The sequence below is a fragment of the Cupriavidus sp. 01L45 genome, assembly GCF_056399885.1.
The window spans coordinates 1-15,602 of the sequence record NZ_JBFTSG010000023.1 but is presented as its reverse complement, the minus strand read 5'-3'; the positions used below and the strand labels follow the sequence as shown (position 1 = coordinate 15,602).

The window sequence follows — 15,602 nt, the reverse complement described above, 5'->3', positions numbered from 1 at the left end:
CGCACACCGCCTCGTCTTGTCAATCCGCCTTCACCCCCGCCGCCTTGATAATCGGCGACCATTTCTCGATCTCCGACTTCAGCCACGTACGCAGCCCTTCCGGCGTTTGCTTATCCTCCGGCACGATCTCGGCCCCCAGATCGGCGAGCCGCGCGGCCACCGCCGGGTCCTTCAACGCGGTGCGCAGCGCCCCGTTGAGCCGGTCGATGACCGCCGGCGGCGTGCCGCGCGGCGCGTAGATGCCGTGCCAGACCTTGACCTCGAAGCCCTTGATCCCGCTTTCCGCCAGCGTCGCGGTGTCAGGCAATGCCTTGATGCGCGAGGTGGTGGTGACGCCGTAGAGCCTGACCTTGTCGGCCTTGATTTGCGGCAGCGTCTGGGTGGTCTGGTCGCACAGGATATCGACCTGGCTGCCCAGCAGGGCCGTCATCGCTGGCGCGGTGCCCTGGTAGGGAATCGCGGTGAGCTCAACCCCGATGGCTTTCTGGAACAGCATGCCGCAAAGCTGCGAGACGGCGCCAAGCCCGGCATTGGCCAGGTTGACCTTGCCCTGGTTCTGGCGGATGTACGTGATCAGTTCCGGCAGCGTCCTGGCCGGCAGGTCATGACGGCCAAGCAGGGTCATGGGCACGTCGGCCACCTGGCCGACGAAGCTGAAATCCGTCAACGGCTTGTAGGATAGCTTGCTGTACAGCGCCGGCGCGGTGGCCATGCCATTGTGGTGGATCAGGATGGTGTAGCCGTCCGGCGCGGCCTTGGCCACGTAGGCGGCGGACACGGTGCCGCCCGCGCCAAGGCGGTTCTCCACCACCACGCTCTGGCCCAGGGTCTTCGACATGGCCGCGGCCATGGTGCGCGCCACCACGTCGGTGGGGCCGCCCGCCGCAAAGGGCACCACCATGGTAATTGGCTTGGCGGGATAGGCATCGGTGGCGCGCGCCGGGGAAGGCAGCGTGAGCGTGACCGCCGCGCCCAGCGCGGCCAGCGCCATCCAGCGCCAGGGCGCCACTTTTGCGCGGGTCCGCAATGCATTCCCGCCACCAGCCTGCCACGCTTGACCCTGTTTCTTGCTACCTGCCATGGTTTTTGTCTCCTTGGACTAAGTTGGCCGGCTGATGCCGGCTCGCGCTCGCCTGCGTCGGCCCGAGGGCGGGCACGCGCGGCGTTGTGTTTGCAGGCAAGCGTGGCGACAAAGCGATGCGCACGCAATACGGATTTGCCTAAGGGTGGGCAAGGCAGGCCGGAAGGCGCCGGCGCCGTGGCGCCGCCGGGCAAGCGCGGGTGCCAGAAAGCGCACACAGCGGCTTATCCCCGCGCCCTCCTGTCGCTGTCCTGCCCCTTTATGACCCCCTGGCCATCCGCTTCCGGGGGCGCTAAGCCGCTCTTTCGCAAATCCGAATTACCGCGCGGCAGGCCCTCGGGAATAATGGCCGCAAGCTGAATCCAGTATCGTCCGTCGTCCGTCGCGTCCGTCGCGTCCGTCATTCCGCTGACTTCCATCATTTCCACAACGGGGCCCCATTTCATGTTCGCAGAACAATCGCACGACCAGCCGTATCCCGACATCCGCGAGGCCGTGCGCGCACTGTGCGCCGGCTTCGACTCCGCCTACTGGCAACGCGTGGAGGAGCAGAATGCCTTCCCTGAAGAATTCGTCATCGCGCTGACCAAGGCCGGCTGGCTGTCGGCGCTGATCCCCGAGGAATTCGGCGGCTCGGGCCTGCCGCTGACCGCGGCGTCCGTCATCATGGAAGAAATCAACCGCAACGGCGGCAATTCCGGCGCCTGCCACGGCCAGATGTATGTGATGGGTTGCCTGCTGCGCCACGGCTCAGAGGCGCAGAAGCAGCGCTGGCTGCCCGGCATCGCTTCGGGCGAGCTGCGCATGCAGTCGATGGCGGTGACCGAGCCCACCACCGGCACCGACACCACCAAGCTCAAGACCACCGCTGTCAAGAAAGGCGACCGCTACGTCATCAACGGCCAGAAGGTGTGGATCTCGCGGGTGCAACATTCGGACCTGATGCTGCTGCTGGCGCGCACCACGCCGCTGGACCAGGTCAAGCGCAAGTCGGAAGGGCTGTCGGTGTTCGTGGTGGACCTGCGTGAAGCCATCGGCAAGGGCCTGACCGTGCGGCCCATCCGCAATATGGTCAACCACGAGACCAACGAACTGTTCTTCGACAACCTGGAGATCCCCGCCGAGAACCTGATCGGCGAGGAAGGCAAGGGGCTCAAGTACATCCTTGACGGCCTGAACGCCGAGCGCATCCTGATCGCTTCCGAATGCGTGGGCGACGGCTACTGGTTTATCGAGCGCGCCAGCGGCTATGCGCGCGAGCGCATCGTGTTCGACCGCCCCATCGGCCAGAACCAGGGCATCCAGTTCCCCATCGCGCGTGCCTATGTCAACGTGGAGGCCGCCAGCCTGATGCGCTACAAGGCCGCCGCGCTGTTCGACGCCGGCAAGGCCTGCGGCAAGGAGGCCAATATCTCCAAGCTGCTGGCGGCCGATGCCTCGTGGGAAGCGGCCAACGTCTGCCTGCAGACGCACGGCGGCTTCGGCTTCGCCGCCGAATACGATATCGAGCGCAAGTTCCGCGAGACGCGCCTGTACCAGGTGGCGCCGATCTCCACCAACCTGATCCTGTCGTATGTGGCCGAGCACGTGCTCGACCTGCCGCGTTCGTTCTGAGGCCCACGCATATGCTCGCTTCGCACCAGGGCATCCGCCCGCTGGACGGCATTCGCGTCGTCTCCCTCGAACATGCCGTGGCCGCGCCCTTTGCCACGCGCCAGCTGGCCGATCTCGGCGCGCGCGTGGTCAAGGTGGAGCGCCCCGGCGTGGGTGATTTCGCGCGCGGCTACGACGAGACCGTCAATGGCCAGGCTTCGCACTTCGTCTGGCTCAACCGCGGCAAGGAGAGCCTGACGCTCGACCTCAAGCAGGACGAGGCGCAATCCGTGCTGCACCGCCTGCTGGCCGATGCCGACGTGCTGGTGCAGAACCTGGCTCCCGGCGCGGCAGCGCGCATGGGACTGGATTTCGATACGCTGCACCCGCGCTACGGCAAGCTGATCGTCTGCGATATCTCGGGCTACGGCGATGCCGGGCCCTATCGCGACAAGAAGGCGTACGACCTGCTGATCCAGGCCGCCGCCGGGCTGATCGGCATCACGGGCAGCGCGGACGAACCATCGCGCGCGGGCATTTCGATTGCCGACATCGCGGCCGGCATGTACGCCTACAGCGGCATCCTCTCCGCGCTGCTGCAGCGCGGGCGCACGGGCCAGGGCCTGCGCGTGGAAGTAACCATGCTGGAGGCGCTGACCGAGTGGATGAACTACGCGCTGTACTTCGGCCACTACGGCGGCAACGCTCCGGCGCGCTTCGGCGCCTCGCATCCGGCCATCGCGCCTTACGGCGTGCACCGCACCGGCGACGGCGGCAGCGTGATCTTCGGGCTGCAGAACGAGCGCGAATGGCAGGCCTTCTGCAACAAGGTGCTGGCGCAGCCCGAATTGCTAAAGGACGAGCGTTTCTCCTCCAACTCGGGGCGCGTGAAGAATCGCGGCGAACTGACCGCGCTGATCGAGGCACGCTTCGCGCCAATGACGGTGACGCAGGTGGAAGCGCTGCTCGACGAAGCGCAGATCGCCAACGCGCCGATGAACGACATCGAGGCCGTGTGGAACCACCCGCAACTGGCGGCACGCGGGCGCTGGCGCGAAGTGGCCAGCCCCGGCGGCCCCATCGGCGCGCTGCTGCCGCCGGCCAACCTGTCGGGTGTGGAACCGGTGATGGGCGACGTGCCGGCGCTCGGCGCGCATAGCGCGGTCATCCTGGCGGAGCTGGGCTACGGCGCGGACGAAATCGCCAGGATGGCGGACAGCAAGACGATTTGAGCCTCGGAACCAGGCCATGACGTCTGCGCACAATTTCGCGCAGGCGTGGCTCCCCTCTCCCGCTGGTGTGGGAAAGGGGAGGAAAACAGAAAGACGAACAACCACCCCGAACACCGTCCGGAGCCGGCATGAGCCAAGCCACTGACCACCCCTACCCTACCCGCCAGCTGTGCGAGTTCCTGGCCCGCTTCACGCTGGCCGACGTGCCCGCCGAAGTGGTGGAGCGCACCAAGGACCTCTTCCTCGACTGGATTGCCTCGGCCATCGCCGGCAAGGACGCTCCCGCCGTGCGCAAGCTGCAGGAGTTCGTCGCCGCCATGGGCCCGCAGCAGGGCCCGGCCGAAGTGCTGGTGGACCGCCGCCGCACTTCGCCCTACTTCGCCGCGCTGATCAACGGCGCGTCCTCGCACGTGGTGGAGCAGGACGACGTGCACAACAGCTCGGTGCTGCATCCCGCCGCCGTGGTGTTCCCCGCGGTGATCGCCGCCGCCCAGACTGAAGGCAAGAGCGGCGCGGACGTGCTGCTGGCCTCCATCGCCGGCTACGAAGCGGGCATCCGCATCGGCGAATTCATGGGCCGTTCGCACTATCGCGTGTTCCACACCACCGGCACCGTCGGCACGCTGGCGGCGGCCGCGGCCGTGGCCAAGCTCTACGGCATGGATGCCGAGGGCATCAACCAGGCGCTCGGCTCGGCCGGCACCCAGGCCGCCGGCCTGTGGGAATTCCTGCGCGACGCCGCGGACTCAAAGCAACTGCACACCGCCAAGGCCGCCGCCGACGGCCTGATGTCCGCGTGGATCGCGCGCGCGGGCTTCACCGGCGCCAGGCGTATCCTGGAAGGCCCGCAGGGCATGGCCGCCGGGATGTCCAGCGACGCCAACCCGGCCGCGCTGACCGACGGCCTGGGCAAGCGCTGGGCCACCGCCGAAACCTCCTTCAAGTTCTTCGCCTCGTGCCGCCACACGCACCCGGCGGCCGATGCCCTCAAGGACCTGATGCTGCGCGAGGCACTCCGCGCGGACCAGATCGCCGGCGTGACCGCGCACGTGCACCAGGGCGCCATCGACGTGCTTGGCCCGGTGACCGATCCCAAGACCATCCACCAGGCCAAGTTCTCCATGGGTACGGTACTGGGACTGGTGGCGGTGCACGCGCACGCCGGCCTGGGCGAATTCGAGGACCATGCGCTGCAGGACGCAAAGGTAGCCGCCTTCCGCGACAAGGTGGAGATGGTGCTGGACGACGAGATCAATGCCGCTTACCCGCGCCAGTGGATCGGCCGCGTTACGGTGAAGACCACCGACGGCCGCACGCTGGCGGGCCGCGTGGATGTGCCGAAGGGCGATCCGGGCAATACGCTGTCGCGCCCGGAACTCGAAGCCAAGGCGCTGCAGCTGGGCGCCTTCCGCCACGGCGCGGGCGAGGCCGAGATGCGTGCGATCATTGCCCGCGTGTGGGCGCTGGAAAAACAGGCGAACGTCAACGACTGGCTGCCCGTCACCAAGTAACGCCCCATCCTGACGAGACCCGCTTCATGTCCACCGCCATCACCTACCTGTTCGTGCCGGGCGACCGGCCCGAACGCTTCGACAAAGCGGCCGCCGCCGCGCCAGACGCGCTGATCCTCGATCTCGAGGATGCCGTGCATCCGGACGCCAAGCCAGCCGCGCGCACGGCCATTACCTCGTGGTTGCTTGAACGTGGCGCACAGGCGCAGGCCTATGTGCGCATCAACGACACCAGCTCCGCCGCCTTCGCCGCCGATATGGACTGGCTGCGCGCGCTGCCGTCCGACGCGCCGCTGGCGGGCCTGCTGGTGCCCAAGGCCGAAGACCCGGCCGCGCTTGGCGAGATCGCCCGGGCGCTGGCGCAGGTCAACCCGCAAGGCCGCATCGTGGCGATCATCGAAAGCGCGCGCGGGCTGCACGGCATCGACGCGGTCGCCACCGCGCGCGGCGTGTCGCGGCTGGCTTTCGGCTCCCTGGACTTCGCCGTGGACCTCGGCTGCGCCCATACGCGTGAAGCCTTGCTGATGGCGCGCTCGCGCATCGTGCTGGCCTCGCGCGTGGCGGCACTGCCGCCGCCCGTGGACGGCGTCACCACCGCGCTCAAGGACGAAGCCGTGCTGGCCGACGACGTGGCGCACGCGCGCGCGCTCGGCTTTGCCGCCAAGCTGTGCATCCACCCCGCCCAGCTTGCCGCGGTGCGCGCTGGCTTCCTGCCCACGGCGGAGCAACTGGACTGGGCGCAGCGCGTGCTGGCCGCCACCGCCAGTGGCAGCCACGCGGTACAGGTCGACGGCAAGATGGTCGACCGCCCCGTCATCGAACAGGCCCGGCGCATCCTCGCGCTGGCAAACCACCCCGCAGCGAACCAGCCATGACCCAACTCGAAACCCTGCGCGCCTGGATCGGCCGCAGTGAAAGCCGCACCGAGACCCTTGCCCCCGAGCCCGTGATCGGCCTCGCGGCCACCCTGGACCTCGATGGCGAAGCGCTGGTACGCGGCCCGTTGTCGCCGCTGTGGCACTGGCTCTACTTCCTGCCGCGCGCGCCGCAGCGCGAGCTCGGGCGGGACGGCCACCCGGCGCTGGGCGGCTTTATGCCGCCGGTGCCGCTGCCGCGCCGCATGTGGGCCGGCGGCGAGCTGGATTTCCACAAGCCGCTGCGGGTGGGCGATACCGTCACCCGCACGTCCACTGTGCGCAATGTCGAGCACAAGAGCGGGCGCAGCGGCGAGCTGTGGTTCGTCACCGTGGAACATGCGCTGACGGTCGACGGCGAGACCGCGCTGAGCGAGCGTCACGACCTGGTCTACCGCGCCATGCCGGAACCGGGACAGCCGCTGCCGCCGCGCCCGCGCCTGGCGCATCAGGCCCAGTGGCAGCGCCAGTTGCGCGCCGACCCGGTCATGCTGTTCCGCTTCTCGGCGCTCACCTTCAACGGCCACCGCATCCACTACGACCACGACTATGTGCGCGACGTGGAAGGCTACCCCGGCCTGGTCGTGCACGGCCCGCTGCAGGCCATGCTCACGCTGGACCTGCTGGCGCGCGAGATGCCCGGCGCCACGGTGCGCCGCTTCGGCTTCCGCGGGCTGGCGCCGATGTTCGATCACGACCTGGTGACCGTAGGCGGCACGCTCGATGCCGCCACACCTGGCAAGGTCACGCTGTGGACCGGCGACGATGCCGGCGGCCAGTCGATGGAGGCATGGGCCGTGGTGGAGAACTGACCGGCACGCAGGCGAAGGACAGCAGGACATCTACAACATCGGGGTAACGGGGAACCACATCAACAGGAGAATTCCGATGCATGCAGTCCGCAACACCCGGTCCCACATCCGGCGCAGAATCCGGCACATCGCCAGCGCCGCCCTCGTCCTGTGCGGCGCCACGCCTGCGCTCGCGCAGCCAGCGCAGCAAGCCCAGTCCTACCCCACCCGCCCGGTGACGCTGATCGTGCCCTACGCGCCCGGCGGCACCACCGACGTGGTGGTGCGCCAGTTCGCCGTGGCCTTGCAAAAGGCGCTGGGCCAGACCGTGGTGGTCGACAACAAGCCCGGCGTGGCCGGCACCATGGGCGCGCTCGCGCTCAGGCAGGCGAAGCCCGACGGCTATACGCTCTCGATGATGCCGGTGACCGTATTCCGCCAGCCCTTCATCCAGAAGACCGCCTTCGATCCGGCACACGATTTCACCTACCTCTCGCGCATCACCGGCTACACCTTCGGCGTGGTGGTGCGGGCCGATTCACCGTGGAAGAACTGGAGCGATTTCCTGCGCGACGCGCGCGCCCGGCCGGGCACCGTCAGCTACGGCTCGCCGGGCCAGTTCAGCTCGCCGCATATCACCATGATCGAGCTGGTCACCAAGGAGAAGCTGACGGTCAACCACGTCCCGTTCAAGGGCGATGCCGATTGCCTGAACTCTCTGATGGGCAACCATGTGCAGCTTTGCGCAGCCGGCAGTTCCGCCGGCACGCTGGTCGATGCGGGCAAGCTGCGCTGGATCAACCTGTGGACGGCGCAACGCTCGCCGCGCTGGCCCGACGCCCCTACGCTGCGCGAGCTGGGCTACGACATCGTCTCCAACTCGCCCTACGGCGTGGCCGGCCCGAAAGGCATGGACCCGAAAGTGGTCGGCATCCTGCAGGATGCGCTGCGGCGGGCTGCCGAAGACCCGCAGCACCTTGCCGCGCTAAAGCGGCAGGATCAGGACCTGATGTACCTGGACAGCGCCGGCTACACCCGCTTTGCCATGCAGCAGATCGCACAGGAGAAAGCGCTGGTGGAACGGCTGGGCATCAAGCCCGATTGATCCATCGCCCTCGCCGCGCCAGGCCGTGGCGCAGCGCGGGTTCTTCTGCTTGCGCGCTTCTTCGCGCCACCAACCCCGACACCAACCGATGACCATCAAGCCCTCCGCAGCGAACCCCGAAGCTGCCAGCTTCGACCCGCGCAGCCACCGCATGTGCGAACAACGCTATTTCGAAGATTTCGTGCCCGGCGAACGCTTTGTGCTTCCCTCGCGCACCATGACCGAGGCGCTGTTCGCCGCCTTCCAGCTGGCTAGCGGCGACAACCATCCCGTGCATTACGACGCGGAGTACTGCCGCGCCCACGGCATGCCGCACATGCTGGCGCACGGCTACCAGGTACTGATCCAGACCGCGGCGGGCGCCGGGCTGTTCCCGCACATGGTGGAAGAGTCGTTGAAGGGCTTTCTCGACCAGAGCAGCCGCTTCCTGCATCCGGTCTACGCGGGAGACACGCTGTACAGCACGCTGGAAGTCAGCGAACTCGCGCCGAACCGCTCCACTGGCGTGCTGACCTTGCGCTCGACGGTACACAACCAGCACGGCGTGCTGGTGCTCGACGGCGTGCAGCGCTACCTGCTGCGCAAGCGCGCACCGGCCGCCTGAACGGCGCCGGGAAAAAAAGGGTTCATTCGACCGCTGCCGTAGCTCCCCTCTCCCACAATTCGGGGAGGGGAACCATCCGGCCTCAATCCACCTGGATATTCGCCGTCTTCACCACCCCGCCCCACAGCTTCAGTTCGCGCTGGATACGATCGGCCAGCGGCTTCGGCCCGGTGATATTGAGGTCATAGCCGCCCTGCGTCATGCGCTGCTGAAAGGCAGGATCATCGCCGATGGCCTTTTGCGCCTTGACCAGCTTGTCCACCACGTCGGCGGGCATTTTCTGCGGGCCGATCAGCGCGTACCAGCCGGTCAGGTCGTAATTCTTCATGCCGGACTCGACCATCGTCGGCACCGTCGGCAGCGCCGCGTTGCGCGTCTTCGACGTCACCGCCAGCGCGCGCACCTTGCCGCCCTGGATATAGCCGATGGCGGTGCCCGTGATATCGAACATGAACGTGACCTTGCCGCCGATCACATCGGCCATCGCAGGCGAATTGCCCTTGTACGGCACATGCAGCATCTTGACCCCGCTCATCTGCGCCAGCCACTCGGCCGACAAGTGGTTCGAGGCGCCGACACCGGCCGAGCCGAAGCTCACGCCCTCGGGATGCTTGCGCGCGTACTCGACCAGCTCGCCTACGTCCTTCGCCGGGAAGTCCTTGTTGATCAGCAATACGTTGGTGTAATCGGTGATCAGGCCGATGTAGGTGAAATCCTTGTTCGGGTTGAAGTTCACCGACTTCTGGATCAGCGGCGTCATGGTCATGGTCGGGCTGGCCACGAAGTAGAGCGTGTAGCCGTCCGGCGTCGCGCGCGCGGTCAGGTCCGCGGCGATGGCGCCGCTGGCGCCGGCGCGGTTGTCCACCACCACCGGCTGCTTGAGCGCGCGGCCCAGGTAATCGGCATAGATGCGCGCGGCGGTATCGACCGGACCGCCAGGGGCGTAGCCCACGATCAGCTTCACGGGCCGCGTGGGATAGCTGTCCGCCATTGCCGTGCCTTGCACCAGCGCCAGCAGCGCGCCAGCCATCATCATCCATCGTTTCATCTGTCTCCTCCTTGTTGTGTGTTCTGCCAGCCCCCGGTTTGCCGGGGCGCTGGCGGCTAGTACGCTTCGACCCGCGGCGAAGCGGTGGCGGCGGCACCGGCCGCCGCAGGTCATGCCGCTACGGCGCCGCCGTCCAGCATGGCGCGCAGCGGCTGCTTCAGGAGCTTGCCGCTGGCGGTGGTGGGAATGGTCTCGATCACGCGGATCTGCGCGGGCCGCTTGTACGGCGCCAGGCTTTCCCGCAGGTAGGCTTCCAGGGCGGCGAGGTCCAGTTTCACGCCCGGTTGCGTTTCAACAAAGGCCACGACTTCTTCGTTGCCGTCGGCTGCCGCGCGCCCGACCACGGCGGACTGGCGCACGCCGGGGAAGGCATTGATGACGGACTCCACCTCGATCGGGTAGACGTTGAAGCCCGAGCGGATGATCAGGTCCTTGGAGCGGCCCACGATAAACAACGCGCCGTCTTCACCGAGGAAACCGAGATCTCCGGTGTTGAGCCAGCCGCCCGGCAGCAGCGCCTCGGCGGTCTGCTCCGCGTTGCGGAAATAGCCGCGCATCACGCCGGGGCCGCGCACGCGGATCTGGCCGCGTTCGCCGGCGGGCATCGGCTCGCCCTGCTCGTTGGTGATGTTGATCTCCACGCCTTCGACGATGTAGCCGGCCGAGCAATCGGCGCGCGGCGCATCCATGCGGGTGATGAACAGCGAACCGGCGTATTCGGTGATGCCGTAGCCGTGATGCAGCGGCTGGCCGAACCATGCCTCGGTGTCGCGCTTGAGGGTCGGGTCCAGCGGCGCGCCGCCGGTATAGAGATAGCGCAGGCGGGGAAACGCCGCGGCGCCGCTCTCCAGCGACGACTCCCGCGCCACCGCCATGATGCGCGTGAACATGGTCGGCACGCCTTGCAGCATGGTGACACCGGGCGATGCCAGCGCGGCGAAGACATCGGCGGCATCGAAGCGGGGGCGCATCACCAGGCTGGCGCCGGCGTACAGCGTGGCCATCAGCACGGTGGCGATGCCGAAGATGTGCGACAGCGGCAGCGCGCAGTAGGCGATATCGTCCGGCCCCAGGTTGCGCGAGGTTGCCGAGATCCGCGCGAAGACCGTCAGGCCGGCGTGCGGCACCATCACGCCCTTGGGCGCGCCGGTAGTGCCGGAGGTGTAGATCAGCGTGGCAACGTCGCGCGCCTGGGCGGCATCCACGCGCGCGGGCACCTGTTCGGCGCGCAGGCTGGCGAAGTCCGGATCGAGCGCGGCGCAACCGGTGGGCTGCGCCCCAAGCCGCCTGCCGTGGGCGGCGGCCACATCGGAGACATGGTTGGTAAAGAACGTCAGCAGCGGCTCGGCATGAGCGCGGATGCCGTCGATCTCGCGCGGCGAAAGCCGCGCGTTGACCTGGATCGGCCAGGCGTGCAGTGCGCTGCAGGCGAACAGCATCACCACCATCTCGGCGCAGTTCTCGCCCACCACCATCACGCGGTCGCCCTGCCCTACGCCTTGCGCGGCGAGCCAGTCGCGCGTGGCCGTGATGCGCTCCCACAGCGCGCCGTAGCTGAGCACGCCGCCGGTCTCGTACAGGCAGGGAGCCTGGGGCGATTGCTCGGCCCAGTGCCGGGGGATGTCATGGATGAACTCGGGACGGAAGGAGGACATGATGCGAGTGATGATGAGGTTGGAACCGGACGGACCCGGAAGAGACGCAGAGCAAGCTCACTGATCCAGGTGGATGTGAGCCGACTTGATCAGGCCGTCCCACTTCTGGTACTGGGTGCGCATATACGTACCGAACTGCGCCGGCGTGGAAGGAAAGGGCACGGTGCCCTGGCTTGCCAGCCGCGCCGCCAGCTCGGGCTGCGCGAGCGCAGCCACGATCTCGGCGTTGAGGCGGTCGACCACGGCCGCCGGCGTATTGGCGGGCGCCACCACACCGAACCACGCGGTCAGCTCGTAGCCGGGCACGCCGGCCGCCGCCAGCGTCGGCACGCCGGGCAACTGCCCGGACGGCGTGGCGGCGGTGACCGCCAGCGCCCGCACGCGGCCATCGCGCACATAGGGCAAGGCGGTGGAAATGCTGTCGAACATCATGGTGAGGCGCCCGCCGATGAGGTCGGTCATGGCCGGTGCGCTGCCCTTGTACGGCACATGCTCGATGCGCACGCCCGCCAGGTGGGTGAACAGTTCACCGGCGAGGTGCGAGGACGAACCGTTGCCGAAGGAGCCGTAGCTCAGCTTGCCGGGCTCGCGCCGCGCCAGCGCCAGCAGTTCGGCCACATTGCGCGCGGGCACCGCGGGGTGCACCACCAGTACGTTGGGCAGGTAGGCCACCGAGGCCACCGGCGCGAAATCCTTGAGCGGGTCGTAGCCGGGCTTGTCGTAGAGGCTCTTGTTCACGGCCAGCGAGCCGAAGGTGCCGAACAGCAGGGTGTAGCCGTCGGCCGGCGCGCGCGCCACCGCCACGGCGGCGATATTGCCGCCCGCGCCAGGCCGGTTCTCGATGACCACCGGCTGGCCCAGCCGTACTGAAAGTGCGTGGCTGACCTCGCGAGCCAGCAGGTCCGTGGCGCCACCCGGCGGGAAGGGCACGACCAGCCGCACCGGTTTGTCCGGATAGGCCGCAAACGCGCTCGCGGTGGCGGCAAGCCATCCGCAGAGCACGAACCATTTTGTCCAGCGTGACATCGCCCGTCTCCTCGGCGTTGATTGTGTTTTTGCTGCGATGGAACTGCGCCAGTGTGAGCCAGGCGCCGGTGGCGTGCTATTTGGATTTGGCTAAGGCCGTGTTCTGCCCGGCACGTGCGCCTGCGCAGGGCCGGCATCGGTTAGGAAGCGCAAAAGGACGGCTTTGTCATTCCGGAAGAAGCGAACGTCCGCCCCCCCATAGAATCGCAGCATCGTATCGAAGTGGCGGCCGGCGGCCAGCCTTTCCCAACCGAGGGGACAAGCAGATGGATTTGCGTTTCAACGCGGCGGAACAAGCGTTCCGCGAAGAGGTTCGGGGTTTTGTGCAGGGCAGCCTGCCCGCGGATATCCGGGACAAGGTGCTGGCCCACCAGCGCGTCGAGAAGGACGACTACGTGCGCTGGCACCGCATCCTGCACGCGCAGGGCTGGGGCGCGCCGACCTGGCCCACGGAATGGGGCGGCACGGGCTGGAACGCGCTGCAGCGTCTGATCTTCGAGATTGAGGCCTTCCGCGCGGGGGCGCCGCGCCTGCTGCCCTTCGGCCTGACCATGATCGGGCCGGTGCTGATGAAATATGCCAGCCAGGAACATAAGGAACGCTTCCTGCCGCGCATCCCCACGGTCGAGGATTTCTGGTGCCAGGGCTACTCCGAGCCCGGCTCCGGTTCCGACCTGGCCTCGCTCAAGACCCGCGCCGTGCGCCAGGGCGACCGCTACATCGTCAACGGCCAGAAAACCTGGACCACGATGGCGCACTTTGCCGACTGGATCTTCTGCCTGGTACGCACCGACACCGAAGCCAAGCCGCAGGAAGGCATCTCGATGCTGCTGATCGACATGAAGACGCCGGGCGTGACGGTGCGCCCGATCGTCACGCTCGACGGCGGCCACGACGTCAACGAAGTCTGGTTCGAGGACGTGGAAGTGCCCGTGGGCAACCTGCTGGGCGAGGAAAACCGCGGCTGGACCTACGCCAAATACCTGCTGGGCCACGAGCGCACCGGCATTGCCGGCATCGGCCACTGCAACCGCGAACTGCGCCAGCTCAAGCATTACGCCGCGCAAGCCACCGATGGCGCCGGCCGCCCGCTGATCGACGATGTACGCATGCGCGACAAGATCGCCCGCATCGAGATGGACATCATGGCGCTGGAAATGCTGCTGCTGCGCGTCGCCACGCAAGACGCGGGCCGCGGCCCCGGCCCGGAAGCCTCCATCGTCAAGATCCGCGGCTCCGAGATCCAGCAGGACCTGGCCATGCTGCAGATGGAAGTAGCCGGCCCCAATGCCTGGCCGTATTCGCCGCGCTGGCTCGAAGCCGGCGAAGCGCCGCCGGCCGATGCGCCGCTGCACGCCCCGGCGTGGGCCGCGCCCGCCGCCTCGACGTACTTCGACATGCGCAAGACATCGATCTACGGCGGCACCACGGAAGTACAAAAGAACATCATCTCCAAGATGATCCTGGGCTTCTGAAGCCACGGAAGACGTCAGAGACTCCGCAAAACCCGGGATTCAAGGAACAGGCACAGCCATGGACTTTAACTACAGCGAAGAGCAGCAGATGCTGGCGGACAGCCTGCGCCGCTTCATCGACACCGAATACACCTTCGACAAACGCCGCAAGAACGCCCGCGGCGGCGGCAGCTTCGACCGCGCCACCTGGGCACAGCTTGCCGAGATGGGTGTGCTGGGCCTGACCGTGCCCGGCGAGTACGGCGGCTTTGGCGAAAGCGCCGCAAGCCAGCTCGTGGTGCAGCGCGAACTCGGGCGCGGCCTGGTGCTGGAACCAGTCACGCCCACTGCCGTGATGTCCGCCGCCGTGCTGAACGCCTACGGCAGCCAAGCCCAGAAAGACGAATGGCTGCCCGCGATCGCCACCGGCGAACGCGTCGTCACCCTCGCCTACCTGGAGCCCACCACCCGCTACCGCCCCGAGACCGCGCGCGCCGGCGCCGAGCGCAAGGGCGACGGCTATGTACTCAACGGCAACAAGAGCCTGGCCTGGCACGGCGAAGCCGCCGACGCCTTCCTGCTCACCGCGCGCATCGCCGGCAGCAACGAACTGGCGCTGTTCCTGGTCCCGCGCGACGCCACCGGACTCACGGTGCGCGGCTACCCCACCATGGACGGCCTGCGCGCCGCCGACCTTGCCTTGCAGAACGTCGCGGTAGACGCCACCGCGCTGGTAGGAGACGCGGCCGACGGCCTGGCCGCCCTGCTCCACGGCATCGACCACGGCATTGCCGCGCTCTGCGCGGAAGCCGCCGGCGCGATGGAAAAACTGATCGAAATCACCGGCGAATACCTGCGCACGCGGCAGCAGTTCGGCAAACCGCTGGCGGCGTTCCAGGCCCTGCAGCACCGGATGGCCGACATGCTGGTACAGAAAGAACTGGCGCTGTCGATGGCGTATGTGGCAGCGCAAGCGCTGGACGAAAGCGACCCCGCGCAACGGCGGCGAATGCTGAGCGCCGCGAAGGTAACTGTGGCCAAGGCCGGGAGAATTGTCGGCCAGCAAGCGGTGCAGCTACACGGCGGCATGGGGATGACGGATGAGCTGGAGGTAGGGGATTACTTCAAGCGATTGACGATGATCGATCCGCTGCTGGGAGACAGTGATTACCACGTGCAGCGATATGGAGAAGTAATGACAGCATGAGGAATTGAACTGGATTTCATTAAAAAAATCCAGTTCAACTGCCCAGAAAAAAATGCAGGCCAAACGGCGCAACGATTATCCGTCCGGCCCTGCGGCAATCACGTCTCCGGCAGAAAAACGCATCAAAGCCTCGCAAGCCCCCCTCATCCCCGCAACGGGAAACAGGACCCAACGGGCGCGAATAAAGGCGAGGAAGCCAGGTCACAAGTCGGTGTAGCCGTGTGGAGCGCCCCCAAGGGCGGGCCACACCCCAACGCGATGCGAAGCGAGCCGTCAAGGTGTCCAGGCCGTATGGGGCGCCTCGTCGGCAGGCAAAAAGAGCGGAAAAGAGGGACCCATGTTTGAGTATCGCCTTAAGGCGATGCGAGTTTGGGTCCCGGC

Annotated in this window: 13 protein-coding genes; 9 read left to right on the top strand and 4 right to left on the bottom strand. The window is 67.4% G+C overall.

The window, feature by feature from the left end:
• Positions 1-19: 19 nt before the first annotated feature.
• Positions 20-991 (bottom strand): tripartite tricarboxylate transporter substrate-binding protein, encoded by a 972-nt coding sequence (locus AC1DT6_RS17290; protein WP_441630960.1) that lies wholly within the window; start codon positions 989-991, stop codon positions 20-22.
• Between the two features lie 534 nt (positions 992-1,525).
• On the opposite strand from AC1DT6_RS17290, the gene AC1DT6_RS17285 reads away from it, so the two are divergent.
• From AC1DT6_RS17285 to AC1DT6_RS17255, 7 genes are all read left to right on the top strand, one after another.
• Positions 1,526-2,695, top strand: a complete 1,170-nt coding sequence (locus tag AC1DT6_RS17285) for an acyl-CoA dehydrogenase family protein (RefSeq protein ID WP_447432739.1) — start codon at positions 1,526-1,528, stop codon at positions 2,693-2,695.
• An 11-nt stretch (positions 2,696-2,706) separates the two neighbouring features.
• Positions 2,707-3,906: a CaiB/BaiF CoA transferase family protein gene (locus AC1DT6_RS17280; protein WP_441630928.1), complete on the top strand. Its 1,200-nt coding sequence runs from the start codon at positions 2,707-2,709 to the stop codon at positions 3,904-3,906.
• A gap of 128 nt (positions 3,907-4,034) precedes the next feature.
• The gene (locus AC1DT6_RS17275; RefSeq protein ID WP_441630926.1) at positions 4,035-5,417 is read left to right on the top strand and encodes an MmgE/PrpD family protein; all 1,383 of its coding nucleotides are present in this window, start codon (positions 4,035-4,037) and stop codon (positions 5,415-5,417) included.
• 26 nt (positions 5,418-5,443) lie between these two features.
• Complete coding sequence (locus tag AC1DT6_RS17270) at positions 5,444-6,292, top strand: HpcH/HpaI aldolase/citrate lyase family protein (RefSeq protein WP_441630924.1); 849 nt, start codon at positions 5,444-5,446, stop codon at positions 6,290-6,292.
• Entirely contained in the window at positions 6,289-7,143 is an 855-nt protein-coding gene (locus AC1DT6_RS17265) for an HTD2 family dehydratase (protein ID WP_441630922.1), read from the top strand. Before AC1DT6_RS17270 ends, AC1DT6_RS17265 begins: the two co-directional genes overlap by 4 nt.
• A gap of 76 nt (positions 7,144-7,219) precedes the next feature.
• Positions 7,220-8,227 (top strand): tripartite tricarboxylate transporter substrate binding protein, encoded by a 1,008-nt coding sequence (locus AC1DT6_RS17260; RefSeq protein ID WP_441630920.1) that lies wholly within the window; start codon positions 7,220-7,222, stop codon positions 8,225-8,227.
• Positions 8,228-8,315: 88 nt separating this feature from the next.
• Positions 8,316-8,831, top strand: coding sequence for a MaoC family dehydratase (locus tag AC1DT6_RS17255; protein WP_441630919.1), 516 nt, complete (start codon positions 8,316-8,318; stop codon positions 8,829-8,831).
• An 82-nt stretch (positions 8,832-8,913) separates the two neighbouring features.
• On the opposite strand, the gene AC1DT6_RS17250 is transcribed toward AC1DT6_RS17255, so the two are convergent.
• The 3 genes from AC1DT6_RS17250 to AC1DT6_RS17240 form a co-directional block, all read right to left on the bottom strand.
• Positions 8,914-9,879, bottom strand: coding sequence for a Bug family tripartite tricarboxylate transporter substrate binding protein (locus AC1DT6_RS17250; RefSeq protein ID WP_441630917.1), 966 nt, complete (start codon positions 9,877-9,879; stop codon positions 8,914-8,916).
• A 110-nt stretch (positions 9,880-9,989) separates the two neighbouring features.
• Positions 9,990-11,534, bottom strand: a complete 1,545-nt coding sequence (locus AC1DT6_RS17245) for a class I adenylate-forming enzyme family protein (RefSeq protein ID WP_441630915.1) — start codon at positions 11,532-11,534, stop codon at positions 9,990-9,992.
• Between the two features lie 57 nt (positions 11,535-11,591).
• On the bottom strand, positions 11,592-12,560 hold the full coding sequence (locus AC1DT6_RS17240) for a tripartite tricarboxylate transporter substrate binding protein (protein WP_477111149.1): 969 nt from the start codon (positions 12,558-12,560) through the stop codon (positions 11,592-11,594).
• A 266-nt stretch (positions 12,561-12,826) separates the two neighbouring features.
• Between AC1DT6_RS17240 and AC1DT6_RS17235 the strand changes: the two genes are divergently transcribed.
• Positions 12,827-14,035, top strand: a complete 1,209-nt coding sequence (locus AC1DT6_RS17235) for an acyl-CoA dehydrogenase family protein (protein WP_441630911.1) — start codon at positions 12,827-12,829, stop codon at positions 14,033-14,035.
• A gap of 58 nt (positions 14,036-14,093) precedes the next feature.
• Positions 14,094-15,221, top strand: a complete 1,128-nt coding sequence (locus tag AC1DT6_RS17230; protein WP_441630909.1) for an acyl-CoA dehydrogenase family protein — start codon at positions 14,094-14,096, stop codon at positions 15,219-15,221.
• The last annotated feature ends 381 nt before the right edge of the window (positions 15,222-15,602 follow it).

Excerpts from the sequence above, each read along its gene's own strand:
- AC1DT6_RS17235 (WP_441630911.1), top strand. The coding sequence starts at position 12,827 with ATGGATTTGCGTTTCAACGCGGCGGAACAAGCGTTCCGCGAAGAGGTT.
- AC1DT6_RS17245 (WP_441630915.1), bottom strand. The coding sequence starts at position 11,534 with ATGTCCTCCTTCCGTCCCGAGTTCATCCATGACATCCCCCGGCACTGG.
- AC1DT6_RS17290 (WP_441630960.1), bottom strand. The coding sequence starts at position 991 with ATGGCGCTGGCCGCGCTGGGCGCGGCGGTCACGCTCACGCTGCCTTCC.
- AC1DT6_RS17265 (WP_441630922.1), top strand. The coding sequence starts at position 6,289 with ATGACCCAACTCGAAACCCTGCGCGCCTGGATCGGCCGCAGTGAAAGC.
- AC1DT6_RS17230 (WP_441630909.1), top strand. The coding sequence starts at position 14,094 with ATGGACTTTAACTACAGCGAAGAGCAGCAGATGCTGGCGGACAGCCTG.
- AC1DT6_RS17285 (WP_447432739.1), top strand. The coding sequence starts at position 1,526 with ATGTTCGCAGAACAATCGCACGACCAGCCGTATCCCGACATCCGCGAG.
- AC1DT6_RS17240 (WP_477111149.1), bottom strand. The coding sequence starts at position 12,560 with ATGTCACGCTGGACAAAATGGTTCGTGCTCTGCGGATGGCTTGCCGCC.
- AC1DT6_RS17255 (WP_441630919.1), top strand. The coding sequence starts at position 8,316 with ATGACCATCAAGCCCTCCGCAGCGAACCCCGAAGCTGCCAGCTTCGAC.
- AC1DT6_RS17280 (WP_441630928.1), top strand. The coding sequence starts at position 2,707 with ATGCTCGCTTCGCACCAGGGCATCCGCCCGCTGGACGGCATTCGCGTC.
- AC1DT6_RS17275 (WP_441630926.1), top strand. The coding sequence starts at position 4,035 with ATGAGCCAAGCCACTGACCACCCCTACCCTACCCGCCAGCTGTGCGAG.
- AC1DT6_RS17260 (WP_441630920.1), top strand. The coding sequence starts at position 7,220 with ATGCATGCAGTCCGCAACACCCGGTCCCACATCCGGCGCAGAATCCGG.
- AC1DT6_RS17270 (WP_441630924.1), top strand. The coding sequence starts at position 5,444 with ATGTCCACCGCCATCACCTACCTGTTCGTGCCGGGCGACCGGCCCGAA.
- AC1DT6_RS17250 (WP_441630917.1), bottom strand. The coding sequence starts at position 9,879 with ATGAAACGATGGATGATGATGGCTGGCGCGCTGCTGGCGCTGGTGCAA.